We start from the raw sequence: 16,595 nt of genomic DNA on the forward strand, positions 1-16,595 counted from the left end.
ATGCTGTTTCTGTTTTATCTTCTGCTGATGTTTCTGCTGGTTTTACTACTGCCCTAAACTTAGGCACAAAGGCAGGTTTGGGCTTGGGTGCGGTTTCCTCTGCCTTAACAGGCATTTCCAACTCAATATCTTCTGCTTTAGCCTCAACAGATGGTACTATATCAGCCGCTGGCAATGCTGTTTCTGTTTTATCTTCTGCTGATGTTTCTGCTGGTTTTACTACTGCCCTAAACTTAGGCACAAAGGCAGGTTTGGGCTTGGGTGCGGTTTCCGCTGCCTTAACAGGCATTTCCAACTCAACATCTTCTGCTTTAGCCTCAACAGATGGCACTATTTCAGCCGCTGGCATTGCTGTTTGTGTTTTATCTTCTGCTGATGTTTCTGCTGGTTTTACTACTGCCCTAAACTTAGGCACAAAGGCAGGTTTGGGCTTGGGTGCGGCTTCTTCTACCTCTGCCTTAGCAGGCATTTCCAACTCAACATCTTCTGCTTTAGCTTCAATTGTTGGCACTATTTCAGCCGATGGTAGTGCTGTTTCTGTTTTATCTTCTGCTGATGTTTCTGCTGGTTTTGCCACGGCCTTAAACTTAGGCACAAAGGCAGGTTTGGGCTTGGGTACGGCTTCTTCTACCTCTGCCTTAGCAGGCATTTCCAACTCAACATCTTCTGCTTTAGCATCAACAGATGGTACTATTTCAGCCGCTGGTAATGCTGTTTCTGTTTTATCTTCTGCTGATGTTTCTGCTGGTTTTGCTACTGCCCTAAACTTAGGCACAAAGGCAGGTTTGGGCTTGAGTGCTTCCTGCGTAACTTCATCAGGCGAAATGCTTTCAGGTTCTGAAGTTTCAGGCTTTGAAACCGCCTTAAACTTAGGTGTAAACGCCGTCTTGGGTTTAGGCGCTGCTTCCTGTGCTGCTTCTTCCGGTGCAATACTCTGTGGGGCTTCTGATTCCGGTTTAACAGCCGGTTTAAACACAGGCTTAAATGATGTCTTAGGCTTCGGCGTTTCTTCCTGCTTTCCGTCTTCCTGTATTACATTTTCCGCATCGGCAATTTTCGGTTTCATTACAGGCTTAAATGCCGGTTTGAAGGCCGGTTTCGGGGCATCTGCTTTTGTTTCAGGCTCTTTATCTGAATCTTCTTTTTCTGCGGCGGGTTTCACAACCGGCCTCATGGCAGGCTTAAAGGTTGTTTTAGGCTTTTTCTCGGGCATTTCAACTTCCGGAATACTCTCTTTGGGTATCGCCTTAAACGCCTCTTTAGCAGCCATATAGTCGTTATATAATTTCTTCTTCTCTTCTGCCTGCGCGGGCGAAAGATTTGAAAAAGCAAAGTTCATATCGGCCACATCTACCACGCTGAAATTGTACTCGTTGGTCATGGTCAGGCATTCTGTAGGGCATACAGTTGTACAAAGACCACAGAAACAACATTTGGCCATATCGATATCAAATCTTCCGGCATATAAACGTATCGGCGAGCCGTCAGAGGCATAATCAATAATGCCGGCTGATTTAATGGGTTCAATATCAATACAGTCAACCGGGCAAACTTTGGCACACTTATCGCACACAATGCAATCATCAATCTCACAATCCAACTGATATCTGCCGTTATCAGGTACTGCAATTGTTTCGTGCGGAAACTGAAGCGTTGCAATGCCCACATCCTGCTTAAAATAATCAGGGTCCTGTACAGATATAGGGTTTCTGCTCTGGCGTGCATTCAAGAAGTGACGCAACGTCAGGCTCATGCCTTTCACGGTGGTCTGTATTCCTAATTTTATATCTTTAAAATATCCCATTTCTATATCCTTCCTATCGGCTAAATCCTTACGCAAATATAAACTCAAATTTGCCATTTAATCTTTAAAACCCTAATTTTGACAAAAAGATTTACACATAAGGGTTTACTGCCAGCAGAAGACCTTATTTTTTTTGACATTTAAAGGATAAACACCTTTCAACCATGCGCAAATTACTCACGCTTACCCTTGAGCCGGAGGTGGCTCTTGATGATACCTCCCTACGTCATTTTGTTCTTCAACAGGTTTCTTTTCCTGCAACTACCGAAGACGTACACATTCAGAAACTCCGCCAGTCTATTGATGCCCGCAACCGCCAGGTGAAAGTAAACCTGGATCTGGAATTATATATAGGAGAAAAACCTGCTCCGGTAATGGAGTTTCAGAAGAATTATGCAGATGTGAGCAGCCACAGGGAGGCTATTGTAATAGGCGCCGGGCCCGCAGGTTTATTTGCTGCCTTGCGACTGATAGAACTGGGTATTAAACCAATTGTACTGGAAAGAGGCAAAGACGTACAGGCACGCAGAAGAGACCTTTCGGCCATTAATAAGGAACACATAGTTAATCCGGATTCTAATTACTGTTTTGGAGAAGGCGGCGCTGGAACTTATTCTGACGGCAAGCTATACACCCGCTCTAAAAAGCGTGGAGATGTGAGGCGTATTCTTGAAATACTGGTTGCGCATGGGTCTACCCCTCAGATTCTGGTAGATACGCACCCGCACATTGGTACCAATAAGCTGCCCAATGTAGTAGCCGATTTACGCAACAGTATTCTGGCTGCAGGTGGCGAGATTCATTTCAACACCAAAGTAACTGATTTAAAGATTGTTAACGACCAGATAAAAGGAGTTACCACTGCCGATGGACAGGAGTTTGAGGGCATTGCGGTGATTCTGGCTACAGGCCATTCGGCACGAGATATCTTTGAGCTGCTGCACCGTAAAAACATTCTGATAGAAGCCAAGCCCTATGCTATGGGGGTGCGCATTGAACACCCGCAGTCATTGATAGACCGGCACCAGTATCACCGCCCCGAACGAGGGATACTACCGGCTGCCGCTTATAGTCTGGTAGCGCAAACCTATTATAATAATGTACAAAGGGGGGTCTTTAGTTTTTGTATGTGCCCCGGTGGTTTTATTGTACCGTCGGCAACAGACGAGGGCGAGCTGGTGGTTAACGGGATGTCACCCAACCGCCGGGATTCAAAATATGCTAATTCAGGCATTGTTGTAGCCATCAATGAAGCCGATTGGCATAAAAATAAAAACCTGGGGCCTTTGGCCGGACTTGAACTGCAAAAAGAAGTAGAACAACGGGCTTTTGATTTTGCGCTGAAAAGCAAATCATTTGCTTTAATGAATGAAGAAAACAAGTCTGACACCGAAAATCGCCATTGCCAGTTAGCACCTGCCCAGCGGCTTTCTGATTTTCTGAATGGCAAGATTTCAGCCTCCCTGAATCCTACCTCCTACCAACCCGGATTAGCTTCATCAGATATGGCAGAAGTGCTGCCTGATATCATTGCCCGACCGCTTCAGGATGGATTCCGGCAATTTGGCAAGATGATAAAAGGGTATGTTACCAACGAGGCACAATTGATTGGTATTGAAAGTAGAACCTCTTCTCCGGTCAGGATTCCTCGTGATAAAGAATCATTGGAACATCTGCAAATTAAAGGACTTTTCCCTTGTGGAGAAGGGGCAGGTTTTGCCGGAGGGATAGTTTCAGCAGCTATGGATGGCGAAAGATGTGCCGAACAATTGGCCCGACTTTATGGTAATTAAGGTTAAATGATAGAGATTTTTGCTTATATTGCAGAAACTAAATATTAACCTAAAGTCTATTTACCCCCGTGACCTTCGCTGAATTCATTAGTAAACTCTCCGACAGATTAAACAATCAACCCTTGCCGGGTCATGATGAAATCGTAAGAAAGATGTCGCCCAACCGTATGCGTTTGAAAGGAGAGCCTAATGATAGCACCCGGCGAAGCGGCGTTTTAATATTGTTTTACCCCAAAGGAGAAGACATACTGGTTCCGCTTATTTTACGCCCACAATATGACGGTGTGCATGGCGGACAAATGGCGTTTCCGGGTGGACGTGCCGAACTGAAAGACAAAAATATTCAGCATACGGCTTTAAGAGAAGCGCAGGAAGAAATTGGCATCAAGGCATCTGATGTAAAAGTTCTGGGTAATCTGACAGAACTATATATAGTACCTTCAAATCTGCTATGCCAGCCTGTACTTGGATACATTAATTATAAGCCCGATTTTTATCCGGATGCCCGCGAAGTAGCCGACATACTTGAAATACCGCTTTCCGTTTTTATCAATCCTGAAACCGTGCAGACGCGACAGGTAGAAACCAGAGGCTATAAATTTGAAACGCCGGGTTTTGTGGTAGATGACCAAATTGTATGGGGTGCAACTGCCATGATGATAGCCGAATTGGTAGAAATTATTAATCTTCTGGAGTCATAAAAAAACGAGAGGCATTAATCCTCCCGTCCTTCTTTTCTGGTGGTTTGAGCATCAGCCATTCTTACAATTTTTGGGGTAAACCTAGCCAATACGTCAACTAATTCAGTTTGCGAGGCAATCACGGCTTCAATATTCTTGTAAACCATAGGTGCTTCATCTAAATCTCCGCCAATCAGATAAACATTTTTTTCGGCCAGCACTTTCTTTAAGGCACTGTTGGTAACAGAGCTCAAAGCTTTTTTTCTCGACATCAATCGCCCAGCCCCATGCGAAGCCGAATTGAGAGCCTCTGCCTCTCCTTTTCCTCTTACTACAAAGCCGGGGTCTGTCATAGAGCCGGGGATAATCCCCAAATCGTTACGACCCGCAGGAGTAGCTCCCTTTCTATGCACTATTACTTCTGTACCATCGGCCAATACCTCTTTCCATGCAAAGTTATGGTGGTTTTCAACCATTTTTATAGGCTTCTCACCTAAAGCCTTTGCTATCTTCTTATGTATTTCATGATGGTTAGCCGAAGCGTAATCACCAGCCAGATTCATGGCTATCCAGTATTCCTGCCCTTCTTCGGTATTCATGTCTAACCACGCCAGATGCGCCGCTTCTTTGGGCAGCCTTGTTTTCTGTCTGGCAATCTGTGAGTAATGGTTAGCAACTGCTCCACCAAACCCTCTCGAACCTGAATGAGACAACAAAGCCAGATATTCACCTTTGGGTATTCCCATCAAATCATCGTCGGCAAATACCTCAACAATTCCCCATTCCACAAAGTGATTACCTGTGCCCGATGTACCCAATTGTCTGTAGGCTTTATCTTTTAGGTCTCTGATTACCTTTGTGGCTTGCCATTCGGCTTTATCCATTATGGTTTCATCAAATTTATGCGCGGTTTCTCCACCCATACCGAATTTTGTGTTTTCAACCAATGCTTTTTTTAGCAAGCCGGGCTGGCGTTTTAAAAAATCACCGGGTAAATCAAATACTGAAAGGCACATGCGGCAGGCAATATCTACGCCTACTGCATAAGGTATAACCGTATTGGCATTAGTAGCCAGTACGCCCCCAATAGGTAAGCCGTAACCCTGATGCGCATCAGGCATTAATGCGCCTGCTACTGCCACAGGCAGGCTCATGGCTGTTTCCATTTGTGCAACGGCTCCTTCTTCTATATGTTCTGCGCCATATATCTTATATGGTATTGTGGCTGTTGCTAATTGAAACATGCCTTCTTTTTGTTTCTCCTTTCTATCTATTGCAAAATGAGGAATTTCTTCAGGCAGGTAGTTTTTTCCTTCTTCTGAAAGTTCCACTTTATTGCCTTGCTTTTGCAACAGATAAAGCTCTTTTGCCAGATTCGTTACTTTGTTTTTTGAGTTGGCAAATTTCTTAGGATTTGCCAGCATCTCTGCAAAGAGTCTTAATACCTTTTCTTTAGGGTATTCAGCTTTTTGAATGAGTCCATTGGCGATTCTCATAAAAACCCCATGCAGGTTTTCAGGGATGTTTCCGAGTACTAATATTTCATCTAATGAAATAGTTGTTTCCATTTTAATACTTTTTATGTAGGGGCACCATTCATGCCCCTGTTCTATTTTCAATTCTTAACGAAAATCTGCTTTAATTGATCCAAGATTTGACCGTTACCAGAAACAGAAATGTTATTGATTTTGTCTGCGATTTTCTCCACATACTCCATCTCTTTCAATTTCCACAAGGTTTCGTTTTCTTCCATCAATTTGGCAGTGTTCAACAAGCTACGCATCGAAGCGGTCTCTTCTCTACGCATAATGATGTTCGCCTGCGCTTTTTTCTCAGCCATCAACACCTGATTCATGATGTCTTTCATGTCTCCGGGTAAGATAATGTCACGGATACCAAAGCTCCTGATCTCAATACCTAAATCTGCTACTTTTTCAGATGCATTTTTCATGATGAAATCACCGATGCTGTCTTTTTTATCCAACAACTCATCGAGGGTCAATCCACCAATGTATTCCCTCAAGGCTAATTGCAACAAAATATAAACTTGCCTATCGCAGTCCTTGTTTTCATACAAGGCCTTTACAATATCAGTGATACGGTATTGAACAACCCCATTCAACCGGATGTTGGCTTTGTCTTTAGTGAGAATCTCCTGTCCGGAAACCTCTAATTGTAAATTCCGCATATCAGCTTTGGCAACCTGAATACTGATGCTGTTTTTCCACCAGTAGTAAGTACCCCCTTCAAGAATGCCTGCAAATTTTCCTCCTACAATCAATACCGCTTTCTCATAAGTCTCTACTACATGAACTCGTACATAAGGCAATAATTGAGTGCTGATTAATTGGATACTGAGTGGCTCGGTAATTTCAATCTTGCCGGTATCTATCATGGTGAAGGTATAGTTTTTAATACCTTTCCAGAAGGCATATTTTCCGGCTCCTAATACCGTTACGAAACGATTGTCTTCAAACTGAACGGCCAACTCATTATCTTTTACCTCTACTACCTCTAAAGCATCGGCCACTTCGGCGTGTTGCAATAAGGCGTTTAATTCAATAGGGGCGTTAAAAGCAGTTCCTTTATTATAGAGGTAGAGTTTTTCCCTTCCCCAGAAGGTGTATGCACCTTGCTCAAGCAATTGCATGAAAGCGTCGTCTTTCAAAACCAATCCAATCTGATTGGCATTTACTCTTATCCTTTTCATTTTCTTAAATAATTACATGGTTAAAAAATCAGTCCTACGTTATTCCATTCATCGAAACGGAAATCAGATTGAGATAAACTTCAATAATTGGTTTGTTGACCCTAGACCCGGAACGGGTGGTTATTCCTTTCAATCGGTGCATCAATCCGGCTGGTGAGTGATGGTCATCAGACAACAAAGCAATTAATTCTGCTTATCGGTATCCTCCTCTTTTCTGGCTTTTCTGAACTGCGTTTTCCAAAGAAAACGCCAGAATAATTTCAGACTGATGGTTTTGTTAGTAGGATAAATTATCCATTGCGTTACCACTTCGCCTCAAGCCCTTGTGGACCCGGCAGGATTCGAACCTGCATTTTAGTCTGTTGCTCTACCACTGAGCTATTCCTTGCGAGGAAGAAGGATTTGAACCTTCGGCCCACAGATTTTACGGTAATAGAAACTTAACCGACAGCATATTGGTCTTCGTCACCAATACTATGGGGCTATACAGAAACCCTCATCAGGTTCAATTTCATTTCTATCGCGAAACATACGGGACTCGAACCCATAACACTACCCTGCCAGGGTAACGTGATAACCATTTCACCAATGTTCCACCAATCACAGCTAATTTTGAGAGATTTAAAAACAAAAAGCCCGACCTCGTTGGTATCAGAGGCCGGGCTTATGCTATTGTTCCATTCAGAACAAATCTATGTGCATAAACACTTATACCTCAGTCTTTTTGCTTTACCAAAACTTCTATCACGCTTATCAAAAAACCCGCTACCGACATTTTTATTTGGGCATAGAAATTCCTCGTTGAATCGTTGCGGATTCTGTGAATTGATATGCTGCGGATATGTGTTTCTGATTGCCATAATAAAATTTCTTTACTGGTTATTTTGCATTAAAAAAGCCCGACTTTCCAGGAACGTCGGGCTTTGTATATTTCGGTGTATGAATTCTACCTCAATTTACTTATTACCCAACATGTATGTATATCAAACGGAAGCACTCTTGTGCTACTGCCCTTTGCTATATTTAGTTTCAATAGATACATGTTTGTCTTTGTTTTTTGCACTGCAAAGATAGCGGATTTTATTTTCTATTATCCAAATATTTTTTCAGTTTTTTTTAAAGAAATCCATAAAACACTATCTATAAGTATTTTACATAATAGAAATTCTTAAAAAAAGCTTAAAAATAAAACCCTGCCGAATACACAGTGCTAATTTGTTACCCGAAGATTTTACAATGAATTACTCTTGCTATCTTGTCAATTGCTATAATTAATTATATCAGTTTTTGCACTATAGCATTTGGTAATTTTAACAGCAGACTACTTGTGTTGAACTTCAGGAAAATTGTACTTTTCTAATATTCACTACATCAAAAAAAACTCTCAATCAAGCATAAAAAATGGGGCTTTCTAATGCCTTTTAAAGCATCATAAAGCCCCATCGTTTATTGCTATTACTTAATTATTTCTCACGATACAACACCTCGTCAATCAAGCCGTATTCTTTGGCCTCTTCGGCTTTCATCCAGTAGTCGCGGTCAGAATCCAACTCAATTTGCTCCAAAGTTTTACCGGTGTGGTTAGCCAGAATCTCATACAATTCTCTGCGTAGTTTAATGATTTCTTTCACCGTAATTTCCATATCGCGCGACTGGCCTTGTGCACCACCGCTTGGTTGGTGAATCATGACACGGGCATGAGGTAAAGCAGAACGTTTACCTGCTGCACCACCTGCCAACAACACCGCACCCATAGAGGCCGCTAGTGATGTACAGATAGTAGCTACGTCAGGACGTACATACTGCATGGTATCATACATACCCAACCCGGCATATACCGAACCACCGGGGCTGTTGATATACATTAAAACATCTTTTTTGGCATCAACCGACTCCAGAAACAACAACTGAGCTACTACTACGTTTGCAACGTAGTCGTCTACCGCCGTACCTAAGAAAATGATTCTGTCCATAATCAGACGCGAAAACACATCAATGGCTGCAAAACGCATCGGGCGCTCTTCAATGATGTTGGGCGTCATGTTGGTAACGTTATGTTTCATGTAGTCATCAAGCGCCAGACCACTCATACCCATGTGGTTAACAGCATACTTACGAAATTCTTCTCCAAAATGCATAGTACAATATTCTATTAAATTTCTGATTATATAATTCTTCAACACGAAACCATAGCACGAAGTTCGGTTTTAAGAACTTTCTATATTTTCGTTTTGTTCGATACAAAGATGTAATTTCTTTCAGTAAATTGTTGTCAGAAATACAGATATTTTATCAGAAATTCCGATTTTACGGCTGCCCGGGTTTTAAAACTGCCATGGCAACCCTAAGCAATATAACATCGGAGCTGTTTTGAACACATTTCAATACAAAAAACGTTTATCTATAAAAGACCGTTTTACCGCACTATTATCACTTTACGTTTTGTTTGCAATTTATAACTATGAATATCGGAGAAAAAATTCGTCAGGCACGCCAGAAAAAAGGTTTTTCGCAAGAAAACATGGCCGATATGCTGGGCATTTCTACCACAGCCTATGGCGATATTGAACGCAACAAAACCGAACTGACCATTGCCAGGGCCACTGAAATAGCAGGCCTTTTGCAGGTAAATATTATGGAGCTGATGGGCATAGACTTGCAGCCGGTAGATTTCAGTATGGAGAAACTGCAAATGGAAAATGAAAAGCTGAGATCGGAAGTAGAAAAATGGCAACTGGCAGCCCACTACTGGCGTGAAAAATTTGAACAGCAACGTTTGCTGGGCGATTTACTGCGCATTGGCACGCAACAACCACAGGAAGAACGGCAAAAGATTGGCTTCTGAAAAATTCATCACATTTTCGGGTAGTTTCGTAACATTATTATTTTCAGCGAATGATTGAGCCATAGTTTTGTTGAAAATTTATGAAAAAGCTATGCAATCATTTCGAAAGTTCAGAAATTACGAGTTTTGGTTTATCCTTCTGGCATTTACCATTTACATTACCCGTAGACTATTTGAAATGGCCGGTGGGTTCGATAGAGATATCGAACTCGCCGAATCTTCAATGTTTGGCGCTACGGTATTTTCCAATTATACGCATAACATCTGGAATGACCTTGCCGGGTATAATCATGAAATTAATACTATTTTCCCTACCATAGCCGGTGGCGTGCTATCTTTTGCAGCCTGGGCGTGTTTTCATTACCTGGCATACCCGCGATTAAAGTCAAAAGACCACAAACAAGATGAAATAATTGCCTATTTATTTCTTACGATTCTACTTAGTGCGGCCAGTGTTTTTTTCTATGATTATTTTAAACTTTACTGGCGTTTCAGAACAGACGACTACGAACAAATTATCGGTTTCAAAGTTTATTCGCTTTTCCGCAAGGTAAATTTGGTAAGCAATACCATTGCCTTGCTAACCCTGATTGGCATTTACGAAGCGGCTTCACAGTTTTATTACTTTCTTAAAAACAAACTTTACGAAGAGCCTGAGAAGAATTATCAGTATTTAGATTTCCTGCTGGTGGCTTTCGCTGTTATAGCCATTACGGGCTTTGCATTTTGGGGGCAACTGCCGGTTAGTTTCTGGAACAGCGATTTGAGAGAAGGTGTTTTTATACCACTTTTTCTGGCAACTGTTTACATAGCCCAGAATGTATTTATTGAAAGAATTATACCCAACATTTCCGATTTCGGCTCTAAAGGATTTTCAGCCGGTATTATTCTCTTCGCTATTGTATGTATCTTAGGCACATTCGCGCTTCTGGTTGTCAATCAGATTTTCTGGTTGTCAAACGGCCATCATGGGTTTTATCTCAGCGCACGCGATTTTCTGGTGCCGTTTTTTTTAATCGTATTCCTATCGGCCATTGGCGCGTTTCTCAGAAGTATATTTTTTAAGGAGAAGTTAAAATTAACCGAACTTTTTACCCGTAAAACAGCCGAGCTTTCTTCACTCAGATCCCAGATTAATCCGCATTTTCTGTTCAATGCCTTAAATACACTCTACTCGGTTTCGCTGAAAGAAAATGCAGAAAAAACCGCTGACGGCATACAAAAACTGGGTGATATGATGCGCTTTATGCTTAACGAAAACAACCAGGACCGGATTCCGCTCTATAAAGAGATAGAGTATCTGCAAAACTATATTGAGATACAACAGATGCGCATTGCGGAGTCAGACAATATTGAGATAAAAGTGAATATTCAGCCCACAGACCGGGAAATATTTGTGGCCCCGATGCTGTTGAATCCATTCATTGAAAATGCCTTTAAACACGGCATCAGTTTCCGGAATCCTTCCTGGATTTATATTACGCTCACATACGACGACACCCGTTTATATTTCAAGGTTCATAACTCGCTTCACGCCAGGTCAGAGGCAGACCCTGAAAAGAATAACAACGGCATAGGCCTTGAAAACGTCAAGAAACGCCTGGAACTGATTTACAAAAACCGCCACACACTCGACATTCAGCAAAGCGAACAAGATTTCTTTGTGTCTCTTACTATTACCTACTGGTGATTTAACCTTACCACAATTATGAAAAAGCTAACATTAACAACTGTTATTTGTTTTACCCTGGCGTGTGCACAGGCGCAAAACAACATAACTACCAGATTAGACTCGCTGTTTACCTGCATAAGCCAAAACGGAGACTTTAACGGAGGAATATTGATAGCCGAAAAAGGCAAAATTGTTTACCAAAATGGGTTTGGCTATGCCGATTTCACAAACAAAACACTCAATACAACTGATTCTCGTTTCAACCTGGCATCTATTTCAAAAACGTTTACATCTGTGGCTGTTTTACAATTGAAGGAAAAGAAAAAACTTAAGTTAGAAGACCCTTTTATTAAGTACTTCCCAGACTTTCCCTTCCCCGATATCACTATCAGGCACATGCTTTCGCATACCTCGGGGCTGCCCAATTTGGAGCTGTACGAGTCCACAGTAGCCACTAAACACGATACCGTAATTCGTAATAAGTCTATCATAGCCATACTTAAAAGCCGGAACAAGTCTTTGTATTTTACGCCGGGCGAAAAATGGAGCTATTGTAATACAAATTATGCCTTGCTGGGCCTGCTGGTTGAGAAAATAAGTAAAACGCCCTTTAGCGCTTATCTGCAAAAAAACATTTTTGAGGTAGCCAAAATGCCTGATACCTATCTGAAAATGGATAAACCCGATAGTGACCCCAAAAAAGTACTCAGCCACAGAATGGTAACCTGGTTTGATAGCCAGTTTAAAAATGCAGATTCTATAAAAACCGGCAGTATATACTATTGTACTTACAATTGCGGCGGCACCTATGGCGACAACAATATAATAAGTACTACTGCAGATATGCTTAATTATGACCAGGCTCTTTACAGTGGCAAGCTACTCAGCCAAAGTAGCCAGGATGAAGCCTTTGCCCTTACCAAACTCAATAATGGCAGCACTTTTTATGATACCTTCGGTTCAGAATATACACAATTGGGTAAAAATTCATACGGTTTGGGTTGGGAGATTTATGAAAGTGAAGACTTAGGTAATGCCGTAGCTCACGGAGGTCGCCTGTTTGGTTTATCGACGTTCTTTTATAGAAACCTGAGCAAAAACCAGACAGTGATTATTTACGAAAATCTGGAATTAGAGGGGCATGCCTTCTACGATAAAATAAAAGCTGCTTTAGATATTCTGAATGAAAAAACACCTGCCAAGATACAATACAAAAAATCATTGGCGCGCAAATTTGGGTCTGCTATAATGCAGGAGGGCATTGATAAAGCGGTAGCCACTTTTAATGACATGAAAACCGATAGCATCAATTATTATCTATCAGAAAAGGAAATGAACTGGCTGGGTTACGACCTTCTTCATAGAGCTAAACAACAACAATATGCACTGGAAACATTTAAAATTAATACATTTCTGTTTCCGAAAAGCTTCAATGTGTATGACAGTTATGCCGAAGCGCTCAATGCTAATGGCAAACGTGAAGAGGCTATTATAATGTATCAGAAATCAATTGCCATGAATCCGAAAAACGAGGAGGGCAAAGAAAAGTTGAAACAAATTTTAATCAATAAAAAATAAAATGATGAAAAAGCAATTTAAAACACTTTCTATTACAGTTTCAGTTATTTTTGTTGTTATGGTTATTGGTGCTTTTTCAGCCAATAAGTATTATGAGTCTCACCTTGAACCTGAAATAAACATAGAAGAGGCCAAAGATGTAACAGAGTTAAAACAGATACTCGACAAACATAAAGGCTCATTGCTTTATATCGACCATTCCTCGGTTAATTGTGGAGCCTGTTTTGTTGAATTGAAAAATTATGTTCCTCAACTGCAAGCACGTTACAAAAACAAACCTATTAAGTTTGTCTATATCTGTTCTGAAAGCAACTATCCGTTAAAAACAGTGAGCAACAGTGTGCTATGGCGCCGGAAGTTAGCTGCTGCTAAAGCTAAAGGGCATCATTATCTGGTCAGCAATGAATTCAGCATGAAGCTATTCAACCAGACAGTGAGCAAGAACGAAATGCCTTATTATCCCTGGCAGTTTATTGTAGATGAAAACGGTAAAATCATTAACAGGCATGCCATTCGCCCTAGTAATCTGCCTCAATTGTATCAGCAATTAGACAGTTTGCTATTGACAAGACAGAAGAAAATGATTTAATTTCAGCAGTATTTTAACAAACCTACATGCTTACCGCCATAGCCATAGATGATGAACCCCATGCCCTGGAAGTAGTGCAGATGCACGCGGCCAAAGTACCCTTCCTGGAGCTGAAAGCCTCTTTTACAGATGCGTTTGAGGCAATACCTTACTTGCAGCAAAACAAAATAGACTTATTATTTCTGGATATAAAAATGCCCGACATTTCGGGCATTGAGTTTATCAATATACTGCAAAAAGCGCCAATGGTGGTGTTTACAACGGCTTATTCTGAATACGCCGTAAAGGGCTTTGAATTAGATGCCATAGATTACCTGCTGAAGCCCTTCTCGCTGGCAAGATTCACCAAAGCCTGCAATAAGGCATTGGAGATTAGCCAGCCAACCCGCGAAACCACCATAGATTTTATATTTTTAAAAACAGGCTATGAAGAAGAAAAAGTCTTTTTTGATGACCTGCTTTACATAGAGGCCGAGGGCAATTATATGGCCTATGTGCTTAAAAGTAAAAAGCTGCTGAGCCGACAGAACATCAGCGAAGCGCTCCAGCTATTACCAGCCGGGCAATTTATCAGAATCCACCGCTCTTATATCGTTAACATTAATAAAATACAAAAACTTACAAGGCAGTCGGTCTGGATTGCCGACAGAGAGATTTTCATTGGGGCTTCTTATGAAGACCGTTTACCAGAAATAAGAGAGAAGTTAAAAAAATAGAACAATAGATTTGCGACCAATTACAACTTTTTAAGGCAATTCTTCATGCCTTTTTCAATAATGGCGTAGTCTTCAATTTTCTTGCCTACATAAATAAATGCAATGTAATATTGCCCGGGCAGCTGTACTTTATGAAGCCGGTAGGCTTCTTTCATGCGTCGGCGAATCAGATTTCTGTCAACCGCATGCTTAAATTGTCTCTTGGGTACCGAGAAAAGCACCTGAGTAGTTTCTTCTTCCGAATGCCGAAAAACAGCCCTTACCGGATACGCAAAAACACCATCATTGGCAGAATCTTTTCTGTCAAAAAGGCCGCCAATTACCTTGGTGCTGCATAGTCTTTCGTTCTTTCTGAAAGTTTTCTTAACCATTCAGTAAAAATAATTACCCGTAAAGCTAATAAAAAAAGCCACCCAGAGGTGGCTAAATATCTTGATTACGTCGGGTTTACAAATTGTAAAATCGAACTATCAAACTGCTGCAAACGAGATTATTTGTGTTTTTTCTCGTCAGAAACAGTCAATTTCCATCTGCCACGTGCACGACGTGCAGCCAATACGCGTCTGCCATTTGCAGATTCCATACGCTCACGGAATCCGTGTTTGTTACGACGCTTTCTGTTTGATGGTTGGAATGTACGTTTCATTATATTTATTTATTTTTGTTCTTTTAATTCGCAATAACCCGCACCTTTCATAAGGGACTGCAAAAGTACGCAATAATTTTAATAAAGCCAACAGCACAACAAAAAATTGTTTCATGCACTACAAAATTTATTCTAAAAACTGCCATATACATTTTATTGATATAGAATGCTTTATCACTGATATTCAGGCCGATACACTTGAGCTGCAGTTGCCTGCATGGCGCCCGGGCCGATACGAACTACAGAATTTCGCTAAAAATATTCAGCAATTTGAGGTTACCGACACAAACGGCGAAACACTGGCCTGCAAAAAATTAACCAAAGACCGCTGGCTGGTAGAAACAGAGGGCATCAGCAGCGTTATTGTGCGCTATAACTATTTTGCGCATATAATTAATGCCGGTAGCAGCTACGTAGACGAACACATATTGTATGTAAATCCGGTAAATTTATGCCTGTATGCGGAGGGTAGAATAAATAGCCCCTGCACCATTGAGCTGGAACTAAGCGAAAACCAGAAAATTGCCGGCATCAATACGATTACCCATCACCCGGGTTCATCAGTACACCTCTTACATTTTGACGATTTTTATCACCTGGCCGATAGTCCTTTTATTGTAAGCGCCAGCCTTAAACATGATTTCTACGAGATTAACGGTGTGAAATTCAATCTATGGTTTGAAGGCAACATTGACCCGGATTTTGAACGTATCAAAACCGATTTCAGCAAATTTACACAGGCACAAATAGCTATTTTTGGAGAGTTCCCTCTGCCTGAATATCATTTTCTGACCTGGGTTCTACCAGTACCTTATTATCACGGGGTTGAACACCGTAGCTCAACCATGCAGGTGCTTGGGCCTGATAATCAGAACTTTGAAGAACTGTATATTGACTTACTGGGGCTGGCCTCGCATGAATTATTTCATACCTGGAATATCTGCCGCATTCGGCCGGTTGAGCTTCTGCCTTATGACTACACCCAGGAAAACTATTTCCCGACCTGCTTTGTGGCCGAGGGCGTTACTACCTATTACGGAGATTTGATATTAAGCCGTTCCGGAGTTTTTAATGAAGCGCAATACCTGAAAGAACTGGAAGTTTGCTGTAAAAGACATTTCGACAACGCCGATAATGCAGCACAATCTTTGGTTGAATCATCGTGGGACCTCTGGCTGGACGGCTACACACCAAGTATCCCCGGCCGTAAGGTGTCTGTTTATCATAAAGGTGCCATTGCTGCCCAGATATTAGACCTGCACATCAGAAAAGTTTCAAGCCACACCCGCTCGCTCGACGATGTGATGAAACAAATGTGGGAGCAATTCGGCAAACCCTTCAAAGGCTATTCGTTTCAGGATTATCAAGTCATTTGCGAAGAAGTAGCTAATGAAAAATTAGACTGGTATTTTGATGTCTGTATCAACGGCAGAGAGTCATTATCTGACTTACTGAACCGGTACCTGCAATTAATAAATCTGGAGATGGTCAGAAACGAAGAAGGTATGCTTTGCCTTATTAAAACAACAACCTAAGGCATTTGTATAAAATAAGGCAAGGCT

The 16,595-nt window shown here is 41.4% G+C and carries 14 protein-coding genes and 2 tRNA genes (1 of these 16 running past the window's edge); 8 read left to right on the forward strand and 8 right to left on the reverse strand.

The annotated features are described in order from the left end of the window. A protein-coding gene (locus C0V77_RS04645; RefSeq protein WP_229236198.1) for a 4Fe-4S dicluster domain-containing protein crosses the window boundary here: on the reverse strand, positions 1-1,840 show its 5' portion. Its footprint begins 62 nt before the window's first position; the window shows 1,840 of its 1,902 coding nt (coding positions 1-1,840); its start codon is at positions 1,838-1,840; its stop codon lies off the left edge, out of view. Between the two features lie 128 nt (positions 1,841-1,968). Between C0V77_RS04645 and C0V77_RS04650 the strand changes: the two genes are divergently transcribed. Together C0V77_RS04650 and C0V77_RS04655 are read left to right on the forward strand one after the other, a co-directional pair. Beyond that, positions 1,969-3,597 carry an NAD(P)/FAD-dependent oxidoreductase gene (locus tag C0V77_RS04650; protein WP_101725172.1) on the forward strand — a complete coding sequence of 543 codons (1,629 nt, stop codon included), beginning with the start codon at positions 1,969-1,971 and terminating at the stop codon, positions 3,595-3,597. Between the two features lie 68 nt (positions 3,598-3,665). Beyond that, entirely contained in the window at positions 3,666-4,298 is a 633-nt protein-coding gene (locus C0V77_RS04655) for a CoA pyrophosphatase (protein ID WP_101725173.1), read from the forward strand. A 14-nt stretch (positions 4,299-4,312) separates the two neighbouring features. Here C0V77_RS04655 and C0V77_RS04660 read toward each other — a convergent pair whose 3' ends face one another. From C0V77_RS04660 to C0V77_RS04675, 5 genes are all read right to left on the reverse strand, one after another. After that, on the reverse strand, positions 4,313-5,845 hold the full coding sequence (locus C0V77_RS04660; protein ID WP_101725487.1) for an RtcB family protein: 1,533 nt from the start codon (positions 5,843-5,845) through the stop codon (positions 4,313-4,315). A 47-nt stretch (positions 5,846-5,892) separates the two neighbouring features. Next, entirely contained in the window at positions 5,893-6,987 is a 1,095-nt protein-coding gene (locus C0V77_RS04665; protein WP_101725174.1) for a slipin family protein, read from the reverse strand. A 326-nt stretch (positions 6,988-7,313) separates the two neighbouring features. Next, a tRNA-OTHER gene (locus C0V77_RS23015) sits at positions 7,314-7,372 on the reverse strand. Between the two features lie 138 nt (positions 7,373-7,510). Beyond that, a tRNA-Ala gene (locus tag C0V77_RS04670) sits at positions 7,511-7,582 on the reverse strand. An 868-nt stretch (positions 7,583-8,450) separates the two neighbouring features. Continuing rightward, positions 8,451-9,125 (reverse strand): ClpP family protease, encoded by a 675-nt coding sequence (locus tag C0V77_RS04675; protein ID WP_101725175.1) that lies wholly within the window; start codon positions 9,123-9,125, stop codon positions 8,451-8,453. A 323-nt stretch (positions 9,126-9,448) separates the two neighbouring features. Between C0V77_RS04675 and C0V77_RS04680 the strand changes: the two genes are divergently transcribed. The 5 genes from C0V77_RS04680 to C0V77_RS04700 all read left to right on the forward strand — a co-directional run bounded on the left by C0V77_RS04680 (position 9,449) and on the right by C0V77_RS04700 (position 14,387). Then, positions 9,449-9,832 carry a helix-turn-helix domain-containing protein gene (locus C0V77_RS04680; RefSeq protein WP_101725176.1) on the forward strand — a complete coding sequence of 128 codons (384 nt, stop codon included), beginning with the start codon at positions 9,449-9,451 and terminating at the stop codon, positions 9,830-9,832. Positions 9,833-9,923: 91 nt separating this feature from the next. Further along, on the forward strand, positions 9,924-11,522 hold the full coding sequence (locus tag C0V77_RS04685) for a sensor histidine kinase (protein ID WP_143706004.1): 1,599 nt from the start codon (positions 9,924-9,926) through the stop codon (positions 11,520-11,522). An 18-nt stretch (positions 11,523-11,540) separates the two neighbouring features. Next, positions 11,541-13,082, forward strand: a complete 1,542-nt coding sequence (locus C0V77_RS04690; protein WP_101725178.1) for a serine hydrolase domain-containing protein — start codon at positions 11,541-11,543, stop codon at positions 13,080-13,082. A 1-nt stretch (position 13,083) separates the two neighbouring features. After that, positions 13,084-13,671 (forward strand): hypothetical protein, encoded by a 588-nt coding sequence (locus C0V77_RS04695; RefSeq protein WP_101725179.1) that lies wholly within the window; start codon positions 13,084-13,086, stop codon positions 13,669-13,671. A 26-nt stretch (positions 13,672-13,697) separates the two neighbouring features. Next, on the forward strand, positions 13,698-14,387 hold the full coding sequence (locus tag C0V77_RS04700; RefSeq protein WP_101725180.1) for a LytTR family DNA-binding domain-containing protein: 690 nt from the start codon (positions 13,698-13,700) through the stop codon (positions 14,385-14,387). 20 nt (positions 14,388-14,407) lie between these two features. On the opposite strand, the gene rnpA is transcribed toward C0V77_RS04700, so the two are convergent. Beyond that, on the reverse strand, positions 14,408-14,758 hold the full coding sequence (rnpA, locus tag C0V77_RS04705; RefSeq protein WP_101725181.1) for a ribonuclease P protein component: 351 nt from the start codon (positions 14,756-14,758) through the stop codon (positions 14,408-14,410). A gap of 119 nt (positions 14,759-14,877) precedes the next feature. Further along, the gene (rpmH, locus tag C0V77_RS04710) at positions 14,878-15,033 is read right to left on the reverse strand and encodes a 50S ribosomal protein L34 (RefSeq protein WP_101725182.1); all 156 of its coding nucleotides are present in this window, start codon (positions 15,031-15,033) and stop codon (positions 14,878-14,880) included. A 113-nt stretch (positions 15,034-15,146) separates the two neighbouring features. Here rpmH and C0V77_RS04715 point away from each other — a divergent pair, with 113 nt between their 5' ends. After that, positions 15,147-16,568, forward strand: a complete 1,422-nt coding sequence (locus C0V77_RS04715) for a M61 family metallopeptidase (protein ID WP_101725183.1) — start codon at positions 15,147-15,149, stop codon at positions 16,566-16,568. The last annotated feature ends 27 nt before the right edge of the window (positions 16,569-16,595 follow it).

This window comes from Emticicia sp. TH156 (genome assembly GCF_002855535.1).
GTDB lineage: Bacteria > Bacteroidota > Bacteroidia > Cytophagales > Spirosomataceae > Emticicia > Emticicia fluvialis.